Below are 14,962 nucleotides of genomic sequence, written 5' to 3' on the forward strand. Positions count from 1 at the left end.
GGGGACGGGAGTCCTCGGCCGCCTCGACCGGGACCGTCAGCCGGCGTCGCGGGGGAGGAGCTCCACCACCCGGAACCGCTCCACCACCAGCATCGTCCCGTCGTCCACGGTGAACTCCGGGTCCCCGATGCCCTCCCGCATCTCCTCGCCGTGCCAGAAGCGTTCATGGGCCTCGCGCCACTCCGCGACCGACCGGTACCCCTCGCCCTCGTCGAGGGCGAGGCGCAGGTCCGCCTCGCCGAGGGGGAGGACCCGGACCTCCGTGACCTCCACGACCGCGACCTCGCGACCGTCCGAATCGACGACGGCCGAGCGCTCGCCGACCTCCGGCAGTTCTTCGTCCTCCACCTCGTACTCCACGAGGAGCCCGGTCGTGGCGACCTTCTCGCCGGAGAGCACGGCGGCGACGAGTCGGTCCCGGAGCGGGCCGGGGAAGGCGAGGAGGAACGGCTTGAGCGCGTGGGGGCCGGTCATGGCCGACAGTCTGTCAGCCCCGACCGGCCCCGCCGCCCGTTTCGGCGCGGCTACAACACCAGCGACAGCAGCAGGACGAAGACGATGCCGACGACCGAGATGATCGTCTCCATCACCGACCAGGTCTTGACGGTCTGGCCGACGGACATGCCGAAGTACTCCTTCACCAGCCAGAAACCGGCGTCGTTGACGTGGCTGAAGAAGAGCGAGCCGGCGCCGATCGCAAGGACCAGCAGCGCCGTCCCGCTGGTCGACATGCCCTCCGCCAGTGGAGCCACCAGCCCCGCCGCCGAGATCGTCGCCACCGTGGCCGAGCCCGTCGCCAGCCGGATCGCGACGGCGATCAGCCAGGCGAGCAGCAGCGCCGGTATGGACCAGTTCCGGGAGAAGTCCAGGATCATCTGGCCCACGCCGAGGTCGATGAGGGTCTGCTTGAAGCCGCCGCCCGCTCCGACGATCATCAGTACGCCCGCGATCGGGGCGAGGGACCGCTCGACGGTCGACGACAGCCGTTCCTTGGTGAAGCCGGCGGCCCGCCCCAGCGTGAACAGGGCGACCAGCACGGCGGCGAGCAGCGCGATCAGCGGCGACCCGATGACGTCGGTGACCTTCTGCAGGCCGTTCGCCGGGTCGTCCACGACGATGTCGACGAGTGCCTTGACCAGCATGAGGGCGACGGGCAACAGCACGGTCGCGACGGTCGCGCCGAAGCCGGGACGCCTCTCCAGGTCTTCGGAGGGGCGTGTGGGGACCATGTTCTCAGGGGCCGGGACGTCCACCCAGCGCGCGGCGTACCGGGAGAAGAGCGGTCCGGCGATGATGACCGTGGGGACGGCGACGACGAGGCCGAGGGCCAGGGTGACGCCGAGGTTGGCGTCGACCGCGTCGATCGCGACCAGGGGTCCGGGGTGCGGCGGGATGAGCCCGTGCATCACGGAGAGGCCGGCGAGCGCCGGGATGCCGATGCGCATCAGGGAGTGGTTGCCGCGCTTCGCGACCAGCAGCACGACCGGGATCAACAGCACGATGCCGACCTCGAAGAAGAGCGGGAGGCCGATCACGGAGGCGATGAGGACCATGGCCCAGGGCATGGCCCGCCCTCCGGCCCGGGCGAGGATCGTGTCGACGATCTGGTCGGCGCCCCCGGAGTCCGCGAGCAACTTGCCGAGGATCGCTCCGAGGGCGATCAGCACGCCCACGCCCGCCACGGTGTTGCCGAGGCCGGTGGTGAAGGAGGTGATGGCGTCCGCGAGCGGTGCGCCGGCGAACGCGCCGAGCGCGAGCGACCCGATGGTCAGCGCCAGGAACGCGTGCAGCTTAAACGTGGTGATGAGCAGGACGATGACGGCGATGCCGGCGAGTACGGCGATCCCGAGCTGGGCGTTGCCGGCCGAGGTGATCGGTTCGGCGGCACCCGCTGCCAGGGCCTCGACGCTGAGACTGGTCACGGTGGTGTCCTTCGTACGGGCAGGAAGGGGGGGACGGGGGGCACGGCGACGGGCCGCGCGGCGGTGCGGGAGGGACCTGGAGGGAAGCGGAGGGGTCAGTCGGCCAGGGCGCGCAGTGCGGCGACGGCCCGGGCGCTGATCTCCTCGGGAGTGCCGGTGACGTCGACGGCGACGCCGGCCTCGTCGTCCTGCAGGTCCTGCAGGACGGCGAACTGCGAGTCGAGGAGCGCAGCGGGCATGAAGTGGCCCTTGCGCGCGGCCATCCGCTCCTCGATCACCTTCCGGTCACCGGTCAGGTGCAGGAAGACGACCCCGGGAGCGGCGGCGCGCAGCCGGTCCCGATAGATCCGCTTCAGCGCGGAGCTGCTCACCACCCCACCGAGCCCGGCCCGGCGCTGTGCCCACTCCCCGATGGCGTCGAGCCAGGGCCCCCGGTCCGCGTCGTCCAGGGGAACGCCGGCCGACATCTTGGCGACGTTGGCCGCCGGGTGGAAGTCGTCGCCCTCTGCGTACGGGAGGGCGAGCGCCTTCGCGACCAGCGGACCGACCGTCGTCTTGCCGGTTCCGGCGACGCCCATCACGACGACGACGGGGGGAGTGGTGCCGGGGGTGGTGCTCATGGGTGCCTCGCTGTCTTCATCGACATCGATCCGGTGCATCGGTGGATCCGTCGCGCTCATGAAACCCATTGGGTACGACGTATTCAAGAGTCTGTGACGTAAAAGTAGTACTTTTAATTCCCGGCTGGGGGGCGGGGCGGAGCGCGCATAGGCTGATCACCATGACGACACCGGCCCAGGGGCTCCACTCGCACGTCCTCGCCGCCCTGGGTCTCGCGATCACCGCCGGGGAGTGTCCGCCGGGCACCGTGCTGCGCACCGACGAGCTCGCGCAGCGCTTCGACGTGTCCCGGACCGTGATCCGGGAGGTGGTGCGGGTCCTGGAGTCCATGCACCTCGTCGAGTCGCGTCGGCGCGTCGGCGTGACCGTGCTCCCCGCGGCCAACTGGAACGTGTACGACCCCCAGGTCATCCGCTGGCGCCTGGCGGGTGCGGACCGCCCCCGCCAACTCCGCTCGCTGACGGTGCTCCGCTCGGCCGTCGAACCCGTCGCGGCGGGACTGGCCGCCGCGCACGCCACTCCGGAGCAGTGTCGCGAGCTCACCGAACAGGCCCTCGGGATGGTCGCCACCTCGCGCGGCCGACGCCTCGAGGAGTACCTCGTCCATGACGTCGCCTTCCACCGGATCGTCCTCAACGCCTCGGGCAACGAGATGTTCGCCCGCCTCGGCGACGTCGTCGCCGAAGTCCTGACCGGCCGCACCCACCACCACGTGATGTTCGAGGACCCCGACCCGGCGGCCGTGACCCTCCACGTCCAGGTCGCCGAGGCCGTGCGCGAGCGGGACGCGGTCCGCGCGGAGGAACTCACCCGTCAGATCGCCCTCGGAGCCCTCCGGGAGTTGGACGTCCTCGCTCCCTAGGGGCCGCACATCGCCCTTCAAGCTCTGAACTAGCTCAAATATGGGCGTTCAGTGACATGCGCCACAGTCAGTCGCACGCCGTTGCCGTGAGGATGTGCGCTGGCCGTGCCGGGGACACCCTCCTGCCAGGTACGGCCGGGCACCGCACAGCTCCCCCTCACGAAGGCGAACAACTCCATGAGTGACCGCGTCATCGCGGCCGGGCCGCCGTCCGCCGCACCGGCGAACCCGGCTGCTTCCCCCCACGTCGACGCCGGCGACGCCGGATACCGCAAGGACCTCAAGTCCCGGCACATCAACATGATCGCCATCGGCGGTGCCATCGGCACCGGGCTCTTCCTCGGTGCCGGTGGCCGCATGTCCCAGGCCGGCCCGTCCCTCTTCATCGCGTACGCCGTCTGCGGCGTCTTCGCCTTCTTCGTGGTCCGTGCCCTCGGCGAACTGGTGCTCTACCGCCCCTCCTCCGGCGCCTTCGTCTCCTACGCCCGTGAGTTCATGGGAGAGAAGGGGGCCTACACGGCCGGCTGGCTCTACTTCCTCAACTGGTCGACCACCGCCGTCGCCGACATCACCGCGGCCGCCACCTACGCCCACTTCTGGGCCATGTTCAGCGACGTTCCGCAGTGGGTGCTCGCCCTGATCGCCCTCGCGGTCGTGCTCGCCGCCAACCTCATCTCCGTCAAGTACTTCGGCGAGATGGAGTTCTGGTTCGCGATCGTCAAGGTCGCCGCCCTGGTCGTCTTCATGCTCGTCGGCGTCTTCCTCGTCGTGACCTCGCACGAGGTCGGCGGCCACACCCCCGGCCTCGCCAACATCACCGACAACGGCGGCATCTTCCCCCACGGCGTGATGCCAATGCTGCTGCTCATCCAGGGAGTCGTCTTCGCCTACGCCTCCGTCGAGCTCTGCGGCGTCGCCGCGGGCGAGACCGAGAACCCCGAGAAGATCATGCCGAAGGCGATCAACTCGATCATGTGGCGGGTGGGCCTCTTCTACGTCGGATCGGTGGTGCTGCTCGCGCTGATCCTCCCCTACACCGTCTACTCGGGGGACCGGAGCCCCTTCGTCACCGTCTTCGACGAGCTCGGCATCCCCGGTGCCGCCGGCGTGATGAACCTCGTCGTCCTCACCGCCGCCCTCTCCAGCCTCAACTCGGGCCTCTACTCCACCGGCCGCATCCTGCGCTCCATGTCGCTGGCCGGCTCCGCGCCCAAGTTCACCGGCGTCATGAACAAGGGCGGCGTGCCCTACGGCGGCATCCTGCTCACCGCGGGCTTCGGCATCCTCGGCGTCGTCCTCAACTACGTCATGCCCGGCGAAGCCTTCGAGCTGGTCCTCAACTTCGCCTCGATCGGCATCATCGGCACCTGGGCCATGATCATGATCTGCTCCCTGCTCTTCTGGCGCAGTGCCGAGCAGGGCAAGGTCGCCCGCCCCGGCTACACGCTGCCCTGGGCCCCGTACACCCAGGTCGTGACCCTGGGCTTCCTCGCGTCCGTCCTCGTCCTGATGTGGATGGACGGCGGCGTCGGCCGCACCACCGTCGCCTGTCTGCCGCTCATCGCGGCTGCCCTGACCGGCGGTTGGTTCCTGGTCCGCCGTCGGGTCCGCGAGGGCGCTGCGGTGCAGTAGGGCCGAAGTCCCCCCACGGGGTGCGGCGGGACCCCCACGGGCACGGCCTGCGGGGGTCTCGCCTTTTGTCAGGAGATAGTGGTACGCAGGAGCCTTACAAGATCCGTTCGGAGGAAGGGAAGTTCGCGATGCCACAGCACGTCCAGGGGGTCATCGCCCCCGGCAAGAACGAACCGGTACGGGTCGAGACCATCGTGATCCCCGATCCCGGTCCCGGCGAGGCCGTCGTGAAGGTCCAGGCCTGCGGGGTCTGCCACACCGACCTCCACTACAAGCAGGGCGCGATCAACGACGACTTCCCCTTCCTCCTCGGACACGAGGCCGCCGGGATCGTCGAATCCGTCGGCGAGGGCGTCACCGACGTCGCCCCCGGCGACTTCGTGATCCTCAACTGGCGCGCCGTCTGCGGGAGCTGCCGCGCCTGCACCCGCGGTCGCCCCTGGTACTGCTTCGCCACCCACAACGCCCAGCAGAAGATGACGCTGCTCGACGGCACGGAGCTCTCCCCGGCGCTCGGCATCGGCGCCTTCGCCGAGAAGACCCTCGTCGCCGCGGGCCAGTGCACCAAGGTCGACCCGGCCGTCGCCCCCGAAGTCGCGGGCCTCCTCGGCTGTGGCGTCATGGCCGGCATCGGCGCCGCCCTCAACACCGGGAACGTCGGTCGCGGCGACACCGTCGCCGTCATCGGTTGCGGCGGGGTCGGCGACGCGGCCGTCGTCGGCTCCCGCCTCGCCGGCGCCGCAAAGGTCATCGCCGTCGACATCGACGACCGGAAGCTGGAGAAGGCCCGAGAGATGGGCGCCACCCACACGGTCAACTCCCGTTCCCACGACCCCGTCGAGGCCGTCCGCGAGCTCACCGGCGGCTTCGGTGCCGACGTCGTCATCGAGGCCGTCGGCCTCCCGGAGACGTACCGGCAGGCCTTCTACGCCCGCGACCTCGCCGGCACCGTCGTCCTCGTGGGCGTCCCCAGCCCCGACATGAAGCTCGAACTCCCACTCCTCGACGTCTTCGGCCGGGGCGGCTCCCTCAAGTCCTCCTGGTACGGGGACTGCCTGCCGTCCCGGGACTTCCCGATGCTCGTCGACCTGCACCAGCAGGGCCGCATCGACCTCGGCGCCTTCGTCACCGAGACCATCGGCCTCGGTGACGTCGAGAAGGCCTTCGCCCGCATGCACGAGGGAGACGTCCTCCGCTCGGTGGTGGTCCTCTGATGGCCGCCCGCATCGACCACCTGGTCACCTCCGGCACCTTCAGCCTCGACGGCGGCACCTGGGAGGTCGACAACAACGTCTGGATCGTCGGCGACGACACCGAGGCCGTCGTCATCGACGCCGCCCATGACGCCGAGGCGATCCTCGCCGCCCTCGACGGCCGAGCCCTGCGCGCGATCGTCTGCACCCACGCCCATGACGACCACGTCGGCGCGGCGCCCGCCCTGGCTGCCGCCACCGGTGCCCGCATCCTGCTCCACCCGGCCGACCAGCCGCTGTGGAAGCTGACCCACCCCGACCACAGCCCCGACGGCGAGCTCGCCGACGGTCAGGTCCTCACCATCGCGGGCACCGACCTCACGGTCCTCCACACCCCGGGGCACGCTCCCGGGGCGGTCTGCCTGTACGCCCCCGACCTGGGCACCGTCTTCACCGGAGACACCCTCTTCCGGGGCGGCCCCGGGGCGACGGGCCGGTCCTACTCGGACTTCCCGACGATCGTCGACTCGATCCGCGAGAAGCTCCTCGTGCTGCCGGCGGACACCGTGGTGCGCACGGGCCACGGCGACACCACCACGATCGGCGCGGAGGCCCCGCACCTCCAGGAGTGGATCAACCGGGGCCACTGAGCGTCGAGCGGCTCTCGAAGCGCACCGCTTCGCCCGTGAACGGGTCGGTGAACTCCAGCGTCCGCGCCAGCAGGTGCAGCGGGCGCGAAAAGTCCTCCGGCCCGTCCGCGCGGACCCGCGGGTAGATCGGGTCGTTCAGGATCGGCAGCCCGAGGCGGTTCATGTGGACCCGCAGCTGATGGGTCCGTCCGGTGACCGGAACCAAGCGGTACCGCCCGATCCCGTCGGCGTGCGCGAGGAGCTCGATCCGGCTCTCGGCGTTGCTCTCACCGGGCACCTCCCGGGCGGCCAACACCCCGCGCTCCTTCTCGATCCGGCTCCGCACGGTCACCGGAAGCTCCACCGCAGGGTCGTGCGGCGCCACCGCCTCGTACTCCTTCCGCACGGCCCGGTCCCGGAACAGCGTCTGGTACGCGCCCCGGTCGCCGGACCGCACGACGCAGAGCACCAGCCCCGCGGTGAGCCGGTCGAGCCGGTGTGCGGGTTGCAGCTCCGGCAGCGCCAGCTCCCTGCGGAGCCGCGCGAGCAGGGTCTCGGTCACGTGCCGGCCCCGTGGCATGGTGGCCAGGAAGTGCGGCTTGTCGGCCACCACGATCCGTTCGTCCCGGTAGACCACGCCGATCCCGAAGGGGACGGGCCGCTCGGCGGGGAAATCCCGGTGGAACCAGACGTACCGCCCCGCAGCGTACGGATCGTCCCCGTCCACCGGCCCGTCCGTCCCCACGAAACGGCCGCTCTTCAGCATCTCCTCGACCCGCTCGGCGCCGATGGCGCCCGCGTAGCGGTCGAGCAGGTGCTCCCGCACGGTCTTCCAGAGCCGCTCGGGGTCCTCGGGCAGCCGCACCCGCACCGGGTCGATCCCGTCCCGTTGGGGGAGGGGGGAAGAAGGGGCCTTGGTTCTGCGCCGCACCGGTCCTACCGACGTAACGAGAAGGACCCCACGAGACGTGGGGTCCTTCGCTGGTGTCCGAGGGGGGACTTGAACCCCCACGCCCGATAAAGGGCACTAGCACCTCAAGCTAGCGCGTCTGCCATTCCGCCACCCGGACAAGGTGTCTGTCTTCCCGGCCGCTGGGCCCTTCCGACGAGGAAAACCATAGCAAACATTCGGACGGGTCGATCACCACCCCTTCCGTCCTCCCCGCGGCTGCACGACAGCCCGATGCCGGTCGACCGGCGCCCTTGGGCGTCGAGGGGGCCGCGCGGGAGGATGGGGGCGACCACCAGTCATCACGTGGGGCACGTAGTGGGAGGAAGCAGCGTGAGCGAGTCGAAGACCGCCCGGAGCATCAGCGGCGAGGACGAGGTGGTGGACCTCTGCCGCGACCTCATCCGCATCGACACCAGCAACTACGGAGACCATTCCGGCCCGGGAGAGCGGGCGGCGGCGGAGTACGTCGCCGAGAAGCTCGCGGAGGTCGGGCTCGAACCCAAGATCATCGAGTCGCACAGGGGAAGGGCCTCCACCGTGGCCCGGATCGAGGGCGAGGACCCGTCGCGTCCGGCCCTCCTCATCCACGGCCACACCGACGTCGTCCCGGCCAATGCCGAGGACTGGACCCACCACCCCTTCTCCGGGGAGGTCGCCGACGGCTGCGTCTGGGGTCGCGGTGCGGTCGACATGAAGGACATGGACGCGATGACCCTCGCGGTCGTGCGGGACAGGTTGCGCAGCGGGCGCAAGCCCCCGCGTGACGTCGTCCTCGCCTTCCTCGCCGACGAGGAGGCCGGCGGCACCTACGGCGCCCGGCACCTCGTCGACAAGCACCGGGACCTCTTCGACGGGGTCACGGAGGCGATCGGCGAGGTCGGCGGCTTCTCCTTCACGGTCAACGAGAACCTGCGGCTCTACCTGGTCGAGACCGCACAGAAGGGCATGCACTGGATGCGGCTCACCGTCGAGGGGACGGCCGGCCACGGCTCCATGACCAACGACGACAACGCCATCACCGAGCTCTGCGAGGCGGTGGGCCGCCTCGGCCGCCACCAGTGGCCGGTGAGGGTCACCAAGACCGTGCGGTCCTTCCTGGACGAGCTCTCCGACGCCCTGGGCACCCCGCTCGACCCCGAGGACATGGACGCCACCCTGGCCAAGCTGGGCGGCATCGCCAAGATGGTCGGGGCCACCCTCCGCAACTCGGCGGCCCCCACCATGCTCGGCGCCGGCTACAAGGTGAACGTGATTCCCGGCCAGGCCACCGCGCACGTCGACGGCCGCTTCCTGCCCGGGTACGAGGAGGAGTTCCTGGCCGACCTCGACCGGATCCTCGGCCCCCGGGTGAAGCGCGAGGACGTGCACGGGGACAAGGCCCTGGAGACCAGCTTCGACGGCTCGCTGGTGGACGCCATGCAGCTGGCGCTGCGCGCCGAGGACCCGATCGCACGCGCCGTGCCGTACATGCTGTCCGGCGGTACCGACGCCAAGTCCTTCGACGACCTCGGCATCCGCTGCTTCGGCTTCGCTCCGCTCCAGCTGCCGCCCGAGCTCGACTTCGCGGGCATGTTCCACGGCGTGGACGAGCGCGTCCCGGTCGACGGCCTCACGTTCGGCGTCCGCGTCCTGGACCGCTTCCTCGACGCCTGCTGAATTCGACCACGCGTTTGCCCGTGACCGGAAAGGGTGAATGCGCCGGGGGGCTCGTAGCTCCCACCACTCCCCCTCGTTACAGGTGGTGCGGTCCGCGGCTGGGACCGCATTGCCAACTAGGAGGAATAATGATCAAGAAGGTCGTCGCTGCTGCGGCTGCCACCGGCGGTCTCGTTCTCGCGGGCGCGGGCATGGCTGTTGCCGACGCGGGTGCCCAGGGTGCCGCCATCGGTTCCCCCGGCGTGCTCTCGGGCAACGTCGTCCAGGTTCCCGTTCACGTCCCCGTGAACGTGTGCGGCAACACGGTCTCCGTGATCGGCCTGCTGAACCCCGCCTTCGGCAACACCTGCGTCAACGCCTGACGTTGTGCCTCGCCCCGTGAGGGTGTGAGCCGGCCGGCCCCGGAGTGCGTGCCATGCACTCCGGGGCCGGTGGCCATTTCCGCCCCGGGCGCTTCGCCCGGTGGCACTCCTTCGAAGCCGAGCAGGCAGGAAACGAACTATGCGACAGGTCACACGCAAGGGTCTCATCACCGTCGCGGCAGCCGGAGGCGTCTTCGCCGCCGTCGGCGGCTACGCCCAGGCCGACTCCGGCGCCTACGGTACGGCCGCCCATTCCCCGGGCGTCGCGTCCGGAAATTCCGTCCAGGTCCCGGTGCACGTACCGGTGAACGCCTGCGGAAACACCGTCAACGTCGTCGGGCTGCTCAACCCGGCGATGGGCAACAGCTGTGCCAACACCTCCCCGTCGGGAAGCGGTTCCTCCGCCGGAGCGCACACCGGTGACTCTCCCGGCGTGGGCTCCGGCAACAACGTCCAGGTGCCGATCGACGTGCCGGTGAACGCGTGCGGCAACGGCGTCACGGGAGTCGGCCTGGGCAACGCCGCCGCGGGCAACGACTGCACGAACGGCGGGGACACGGGGTACGGGGAGGAGACGCCGGAGACCCCTGGTACCCCCGAGAACCCGGGCACTCCCGAGAACCCGGGCACCCCGGGCAACCCCGGCACCCCCGAGAACCCGGGCACCCCCGAGAACCCCGGCACCCCCGAGACCCCCGGCACCCCGGGCAACCCCGGCACCCCCGAGAACCCGGGCACCCCCGGGACCCCCGGACAGCCGGGCAACGAGAGCGGGCCGAACACTCCCGGTGCGCAGGTCGTCACCCAGCCGCGTGCCATGGAGGAACTCGCCGACACGGGCGCCGGTCCGCTCGGCCTGATCGTTCCCGCCGGTGCCGGGCTGTTGCTCGCCGGTTCGCTGATCTACCGCCGGGCCCGCGCCGCGGCCTGAGCCCCGCCGGACGCGTCCGCCACGCACGGGGGCCCCGCACACCGCGGGGCCCCTTCTCGTGGAATGGTTCCTGCTACCAGGTCGCCCGGACCTGGCGGATGATCCGCCGCTTCAGCCGTACTCTGCGGCTCCCGTCCCGGTGCAGGCTCAGACGGTCCAACTCCCAGTGTCCGTACTCGGCATGGTCGGTCAGCAGCCGTGCGGCCTCCTTGCGGGAGACACCGCGCGGCACGTACACGTCGACGAATTCGTATTCCGGCATCGCATCTATTGTGCGGGCACCGGCCAGGTACGGATAGCGTCTGTCCCATGTCTGATGCTGCGCAGCCCACCGCTGCCGAGGTACGTGCCGCCGCAGAGGCGGTCAAGACCGCACTGGACCGCCACCTCGCGGCGGTCGAACGCCGCACGGGGGACGACGACACGGCCGTCTACGAAGCCTTCAACGACCTCGCCGCTGCCGCCGAGGCCTACGACGAGATCCTCTACGACCGTTACGACGAGGTCACGCCCTTCGAGATCCCCGGAGCCGACGGCGCCCTGCCGCCCTACGCCGGACCTGACGAGCCCCATGCCGTCAGCCTCCTGATCCGCCGCGACTACGCCGTGGCCGAACCACAGCGGCTGCTCGCCCAGGCGCGTCGGGTCGCCGCGCTCGACGGCGACGAGGCCGCCGCCCGGGCGGCGGCCCGGGCCGGCCTCTCGCCGCTGGCCGCGCTCGGCGTGCTCTTCAACGAGTACGAACCGGACGAGATCGCCTCCCGGCACAAGGACTTCGGTCTTGAGGAGGGCGACTCCACGCTCTGGGTCACCGCGGCCGAGGAACTCCCGGAACCGGGGGAGTGGCTCAACGCCCCCTTCGACCAGGCCGATCCGGAGCGCATCGTCTGCCGCTTCGACGTCAGCTCCGTCTTCGACGAGGACGACGAGCCCGAGCCCGAGCCCGTGGTGGTCCGCGGCGCGGAAAGCTGACGGAGCGAGACGGAACGAGGGGGAGGAGGGGCGGGGCGCCCGCGCGTGGCGCCCCGCCCCGTCCTTGCGCCCTCCCCTCCGGACGCTAACCCGCCTCGGCGGCCAGCAGTCCTTCCAGCAGGGGGCGGAGCCGTGTCGTGGGCTCCGGGGCGATCCCCTCGGCCACCGCACGCACCAGGGCCTGCTCCACGCCGTGCACGACCGACAGATGGCGCTCCGCCCGCCCGAAGGCCGTGTACACCCACGGCCGGCTCAGGCCGCCCGCCGCGTCCCCGGGCAGCACCACGACCACTGCGGGCCAACGGGTGCCGCCCGCCTGGTGCGCCGTGAGCGCCCAGCCGTGCCGCAGCACGGCCGCCACCCGTTCCCCCGGCACGAGGAGATCCTCGTCCCCGCAGCGCAGCCGCAGCCCTTCGGCACCGGCCGACAGGACCGTGCCCGTCACCGTCCGTCCCGGCGCCGGCGTGTACGCCACCCGGTCCCCGGGGTCGTAGCCGCCGAACCGGCCGGGCCCGGGGTTGAGCCGCTGCTTCAGGGCGGTGTTCAGCGCACGCGTACCGGCGGAACCGCCGTGGCCGACGGTGACCACCTGCGTCTCCTCGGGCGGTACCCCGATCACCCGCGGCACCGAGTCCGCCACCAGTTGGACCGCACGGTGCACCGCTTCGCCCGCGTCCCGCACCGGCACGATCACGACCTCCTTGCCGGGGGCCTCGACCTGGTTCAGCTCGCCGATCCCGATCCCCGACACCAGTTCGCCGAGCGGTCCCGGATCGGGGAGGCGCGAGGCGACCCGCGGGCACACCCGCGCCGCCAGCAGGTCCGCGAAGACCCGGCCGGCCCCCGGCGCGCCGAGCACCTCGGGATCGCCGCTCAGCACGAGACGGCAGCCGTCCGGCAGGGACTCCACGAGCCCGACGCCGGTCTCCACGTCCAGCTGGGGCGCGTCGAGCACCACGAGCAGGTCGAGGGCGAGGGCGCCGTCCTCGTCCCGGCCCGGACCCGCCGCCCCCGACAGCACGGCGGCGACCGTCACCGCCTCCGTGCCCGCAGCGGCGAGGGCGCGTCGCGCACCCTCGCCGTGGACGGCCACCAGGGTGCGCAGTCCCCGGTCACGGGCGGTCGCCGCCAGTGCCACCGGCTCGGCGCGGGCGGCCTCGCCGCCGGTGTGCAGCACCAGACCGTGCGCACCGGCGGCGCGCTCCAGCTCGTCGCCCTCCCAGACGTCCGCCTCCGCCGTCCGCACCAGCCGGGCGAAGCCCTCCGCCAGGCTCTCCTCCGCCAGTGCGTACCGGTCCAGGCCGAGCAGCACGGGTGCACCCGGCCCCTCCGGCGCGGCGGGCCCTTCCGCCTGCTCCTCGGCGTGCTCGGCGGCATCGACCCCCGGGGCCGTCTCGTCCTCCTCCTGGAAGAGGAGGACCGCGCCCTCGGAGACCGCCGACCCCACGGCCCGCTCGGGATCGGGCACCGCGTGCTCGGCGAGCCCGGCGCAGACGGTCCGGACCTCCAGGGCGGTGTGCCCCTGGAGGGCGGCCCGCTCCAGCAGCCACACGGTCAGGGCGACCGTCCGGCGCGGGTCGTCGGGGCCGCAGGCAGGGCCGAGCAGCGCCCGTGCGAAACCGTCGGCCTGTTCCGGCCGGACCCCGGGCACCGCCAGCAGCTGCCAGGGGTCCTCGCGCAGCGCCGCGGCCGCGCCCTCGCCGAGCGCGGCGACGGCCCGGGCCGCCAGCGCCTCCGGAGCGCCCCCTTCGACGAGCACCGTGCGCACCGCGGCCGTGGCGGTGGGGGAAGGGTCCGCGGCGCGCTCCGGGACGGAGGGGCGCACGGTCGTGGTGGGGGGCGTCTCGGCGGCGGGGCGGCGGGGCTCGGGCTCGACGGCCCCGCCGGAGAACGTGCCGGCCGGTGCGGCACCCCCCTCCACGGCCCGGACCGCCGCCAAGAGGTCGGCCGCCGTGCCGCTGAGCTTGGCGCCGCTCACAACCGGGCCGTCCCGCCCGGCCTTCCGCGCCTCGATCTTCGCCCGCAGTTCGCGCTGCGCGGCCAGTTCGGCCTGGGCCTCGCTCACTCCGGGCGCGTCGGAGCCGTCGGCCGCACCCGACTCCTCGGCTGAGCCCGGTTCCCCGGGCGGCGTCGCCCGCGCGGCGGGCTCCCCGTCGGCGTCGGTGCCCTGCGCCTCGACGGCTCCCTCCTGCTGGTCCTCGGCGGGCTCCACGGCCTCGGGCGCGGTCTCCCCGGAAGGCTCGGTCACAAGGTGCTCCAGTCGTGATCCGGATAGCGGTGCACGGGCGCCGACACGTCGTCCAGCGCCCGACAGATCTCGTCAGGAAGACTAAGGGCCTCCACCGACAAAGCGGCCGTGAGCTGCCGTGCCGTGCGCGCGCCGACGATCGGTGCGGCCACTCCGGGGCGGTCCCGCACCCAGGCGAGCGCGACGTGGAGCGGGGTCGTCGCGAGCCCGTCGGCCGCCGTGGCCACCGCGTCCACGATGCGGCTCGCCGCCTCGTCCAGGTACGGCTCCACGAACGGGGCCATGGTCTCCGAGGCGCCCCGCGAGTCCGCCGGGGTGCCGCTGCGGTACTTCCCCGTCAGCACCCCGCGCCCGAGCGGCGAGGAGGGCAACAGGCCCATCCCCAGGTCCAGCGCGGCCGGCAGCACCTCGCGCTCGACGCCCCGTTGGAGCAGCGAGTACTCGAGCTGGGCACCGGCGAGCCGGGTCCGGTCGCCGCCGAGCTGCCAGGTGCCCGCCTTGGCGAGCTGCCAGCCGCAGAAGTTCGCCACGCCCGCGTACCGCGCCCGACCGCTGCGCACCGCGATGTCGAGGGCCTGGAGCGACTCCTCCAGGGGCGTGTACGGGTCGAAGGCGTGGAGCTGCCAGAGGTCCACGTGGTCGGTGCCCAGCCGGGCGAGCGAGGCGTCGAGGGCGGCGAGGAGGTGGCCGCGCGAGCCGTCCGTGCGACGGTCGGGGTCCGGGACGCTGCCCGCCTTGGTGGACAGGACGAGGTCGTGCCGGGGCACCAGGCGCTCCATCAGGCGTCCGAGCAGGTGCTCCGCCTCGCCGCCGCCGTACACGTCGGCGGTGTCCACGAGTGTGCCGCCCGCGTCCCAGAACGACTTCAACTGCTCCGCGGCGTCGTGCTCGTCGGTGTCCCGCCCCCAGGTGAGGGTGCCGAGTCCGATGCGCGACACGCGCAGGCCGGTCCGTCCGAGATGCCTCTGCTCCATGGCCGCGA

General features: G+C 72.1%; 15 protein-coding genes and 1 tRNA gene. 8 read left to right on the top strand and 8 right to left on the bottom strand.

Features of this window, described 5'->3' with window-relative positions:
- Nucleotides 1-36: 36 nt before the first annotated feature.
- The 3 genes from ACFW22_RS31840 to ACFW22_RS31850 all read right to left on the bottom strand — a co-directional run bounded on the left by ACFW22_RS31840 (nt 37) and on the right by ACFW22_RS31850 (nt 2,542).
- On the bottom strand, nt 37-474 hold the full coding sequence (locus ACFW22_RS31840; protein ID WP_386411429.1) for an ASCH domain-containing protein: 438 nt from the start codon (nt 472-474) through the stop codon (nt 37-39).
- A gap of 50 nt (nt 475-524) precedes the next feature.
- Complete coding sequence (locus ACFW22_RS31845) at nt 525-1,922, bottom strand: gluconate:H+ symporter (RefSeq protein WP_386411431.1); 1,398 nt, start codon at nt 1,920-1,922, stop codon at nt 525-527.
- Between the two features lie 95 nt (nt 1,923-2,017).
- A complete protein-coding gene (locus tag ACFW22_RS31850) occupies nt 2,018-2,542 on the bottom strand; it encodes a gluconokinase (protein WP_386411433.1) in 525 nt (174 codons plus the stop codon).
- A 161-nt stretch (nt 2,543-2,703) separates the two neighbouring features.
- On the opposite strand from ACFW22_RS31850, the gene ACFW22_RS31855 reads away from it, so the two are divergent.
- The 4 genes from ACFW22_RS31855 to ACFW22_RS31870 all read left to right on the top strand — a co-directional run bounded on the left by ACFW22_RS31855 (nt 2,704) and on the right by ACFW22_RS31870 (nt 6,880).
- Entirely contained in the window at nt 2,704-3,405 is a 702-nt protein-coding gene (locus tag ACFW22_RS31855) for a FadR/GntR family transcriptional regulator (RefSeq protein WP_386411435.1), read from the top strand.
- Between the two features lie 177 nt (nt 3,406-3,582).
- Nucleotides 3,583-5,037, top strand: a complete 1,455-nt coding sequence (locus ACFW22_RS31860; protein ID WP_386411437.1) for an amino acid permease — start codon at nt 3,583-3,585, stop codon at nt 5,035-5,037.
- A 128-nt stretch (nt 5,038-5,165) separates the two neighbouring features.
- Nucleotides 5,166-6,251 carry an S-(hydroxymethyl)mycothiol dehydrogenase gene (locus ACFW22_RS31865; protein WP_386411439.1) on the top strand — a complete coding sequence of 362 codons (1,086 nt, stop codon included), beginning with the start codon at nt 5,166-5,168 and terminating at the stop codon, nt 6,249-6,251.
- On the top strand, nt 6,251-6,880 hold the full coding sequence (locus ACFW22_RS31870) for an MBL fold metallo-hydrolase (protein WP_386411441.1): 630 nt from the start codon (nt 6,251-6,253) through the stop codon (nt 6,878-6,880). Before ACFW22_RS31865 ends, ACFW22_RS31870 begins: the two co-directional genes overlap by 1 nt.
- On the opposite strand, the gene ACFW22_RS31875 is transcribed toward ACFW22_RS31870, so the two are convergent.
- Together ACFW22_RS31875 and ACFW22_RS31880 are read right to left on the bottom strand one after the other, a co-directional pair.
- Nucleotides 6,864-7,790 carry a pseudouridine synthase gene (locus tag ACFW22_RS31875; RefSeq protein WP_386411443.1) on the bottom strand — a complete coding sequence of 309 codons (927 nt, stop codon included), beginning with the start codon at nt 7,788-7,790 and terminating at the stop codon, nt 6,864-6,866. The two genes, ACFW22_RS31870 and ACFW22_RS31875, sit on opposite strands and share 17 nt — an antisense overlap.
- Before the next feature lie 51 nt (nt 7,791-7,841).
- Nucleotides 7,842-7,929, bottom strand: a tRNA-Leu gene (locus ACFW22_RS31880).
- A 212-nt stretch (nt 7,930-8,141) separates the two neighbouring features.
- Between ACFW22_RS31880 and ACFW22_RS31885 the strand changes: the two genes are divergently transcribed.
- From ACFW22_RS31885 to ACFW22_RS31895, 3 genes are all read left to right on the top strand, one after another.
- Nucleotides 8,142-9,467 (top strand): M20/M25/M40 family metallo-hydrolase, encoded by a 1,326-nt coding sequence (locus ACFW22_RS31885; protein ID WP_386411445.1) that lies wholly within the window; start codon nt 8,142-8,144, stop codon nt 9,465-9,467.
- Nucleotides 9,468-9,595: 128 nt separating this feature from the next.
- The gene (gene chpH / locus ACFW22_RS31890; RefSeq protein WP_015032475.1) at nt 9,596-9,829 is read left to right on the top strand and encodes a chaplin ChpH; all 234 of its coding nucleotides are present in this window, start codon (nt 9,596-9,598) and stop codon (nt 9,827-9,829) included.
- 139 nt (nt 9,830-9,968) lie between these two features.
- Complete coding sequence (locus tag ACFW22_RS31895) at nt 9,969-10,760, top strand: chaplin family protein (RefSeq protein WP_386411447.1); 792 nt, start codon at nt 9,969-9,971, stop codon at nt 10,758-10,760.
- A gap of 73 nt (nt 10,761-10,833) precedes the next feature.
- Here the strand turns inward: ACFW22_RS31895 and ACFW22_RS31900 are convergent, their stop codons facing one another.
- Nucleotides 10,834-11,022 carry a DUF5703 family protein gene (locus ACFW22_RS31900; RefSeq protein ID WP_030692832.1) on the bottom strand — a complete coding sequence of 63 codons (189 nt, stop codon included), beginning with the start codon at nt 11,020-11,022 and terminating at the stop codon, nt 10,834-10,836.
- A gap of 47 nt (nt 11,023-11,069) precedes the next feature.
- Between ACFW22_RS31900 and ACFW22_RS31905 the strand changes: the two genes are divergently transcribed.
- Complete coding sequence (locus tag ACFW22_RS31905) at nt 11,070-11,732, top strand: hypothetical protein (RefSeq protein WP_386411450.1); 663 nt, start codon at nt 11,070-11,072, stop codon at nt 11,730-11,732.
- 85 nt (nt 11,733-11,817) lie between these two features.
- Here ACFW22_RS31905 and ACFW22_RS31910 read toward each other — a convergent pair whose 3' ends face one another.
- Nucleotides 11,818-13,980: a helix-hairpin-helix domain-containing protein gene (locus ACFW22_RS31910; RefSeq protein ID WP_386411452.1), complete on the bottom strand. Its 2,163-nt coding sequence runs from the start codon at nt 13,978-13,980 to the stop codon at nt 11,818-11,820.
- Nucleotides 13,977-14,954, bottom strand: a complete 978-nt coding sequence (locus ACFW22_RS31915) for an aldo/keto reductase (protein WP_386411454.1) — start codon at nt 14,952-14,954, stop codon at nt 13,977-13,979. Before ACFW22_RS31915 ends, ACFW22_RS31910 begins: the two co-directional genes overlap by 4 nt.
- Nucleotides 14,955-14,962: the final 8 nt, after the last annotated feature.

The organism is Streptomyces sp. NPDC058872 (assembly GCF_042743065.1).
Taxonomy (GTDB): Bacteria; Actinomycetota; Actinomycetes; order Streptomycetales; family Streptomycetaceae; genus Streptomyces.